Origin of the sequence: Flavonifractor sp. An91 (genome assembly GCF_002159225.1) — a bacterium.
GTDB lineage: Bacteria > Bacillota > Clostridia > Oscillospirales > Oscillospiraceae > Flavonifractor > Flavonifractor avicola.
The window spans coordinates 1-934 of record NZ_NFHA01000097.1 but is presented as its reverse complement, the minus strand read 5'-3'; the positions used below and the strand labels follow the sequence as shown (position 1 = coordinate 934).

General features: G+C 47.5%; 1 protein-coding gene and 1 pseudogene. Both read right to left on the bottom strand.

Annotated features, from left to right (window positions below; translation table 11 throughout):
• Positions 1–580 precede the first annotated feature (580 nt).
• The gene (locus tag B5G42_RS18315; protein WP_162611156.1) at positions 581–721 is read right to left on the bottom strand and encodes a hypothetical protein; all 141 of its coding nucleotides are present in this window, start codon (positions 719–721) and stop codon (positions 581–583) included.
• An 18-nt stretch (positions 722–739) separates the two neighbouring features.
• A pseudogene (locus tag B5G42_RS18525) lies at positions 740–934 on the bottom strand (IS21 family transposase); the annotation flags it as partial.

Sequence of the window (934 nt, the reverse complement as noted above, 5' to 3'; positions counted from 1 at the left end):
GGTGGCAGCATCGGTCTGATCCGTTCCCATTGTTCTTTTGTTAATTCATAGCGTTTCATGCCCTTAGTTTTACATATTGCGTCCTTTTGTGCAACTTTTATTTTTCAAACAAGGCCTAAACCTGCAAAAGGAAATGACCTGCACCAGCATGTCAATAACAGTTGACAATATGCTCATCTGATAAGAAAGGAAAATAAACATGAAAAATCATTAACAAAAAGTGCTATGACACAGAAAAAGTCAAGTCCGTTGGATATTGGACAAACTCGGGAGATAGTCGGGACGCCTTTTATATTGCGGAGGAACTGTTTCAAAAGTCTAACGGAGAATTCTTCTTGTTTGGCCGTGGAGGAATGTATACGGAGTATGCCAACGCTATGGGGGGGACCCTCCTGCAGCAATGGATCCTCTGGCTAATCCAGAGGACCATTTTACTTGGCTATCCATAACACGGGAGCTGTTTGTCTTGAGGGATTAGACACTGAAGTGATTTCTCATATACAAAACGAAGTAAGAGACAGCCATCTTCTCACCATCCATCGCCTGTGGCTACGAGTGCGAGAATTGGCATTGGACTTTATCAGAAAATATGGAATAAGGAAACCGCATACTGAGGGACGCCCATGTACCGGAACCCGTGGAGCATACCAATGAACAGGTTTTCCTGCTTGGCGTTGGGGAAGAACTCCACATACCGCTCACCGCAGTGGTGGCAGACCATAGCAAAGCAGGCAACAGACTATTCTTCTCCGGTGAAAGACTGGACCTTGGTAAAGCCCCAGTCCATCTGGAACGCGTCTCCGGGGCCGGTGGTATACCGCCGCCCACGGTTTCCCTGCGGAGCAACCGCATAGCGAGCAGGCGGAATGAGATGCTGGTGCGCCAGGATGTAGTTTTTAATCGTGGTCTGGCTGCCAGTATATCCGTTTGCACG

Bases quoted from the DNA above. Each gene is read 5' to 3' on its own strand.
- B5G42_RS18315 (WP_162611156.1), bottom strand. From the start codon at position 721: ATGGTCTGCCACCACTGCGGTGAGCGGTATGTGGAGTTCTTCCCCAAC.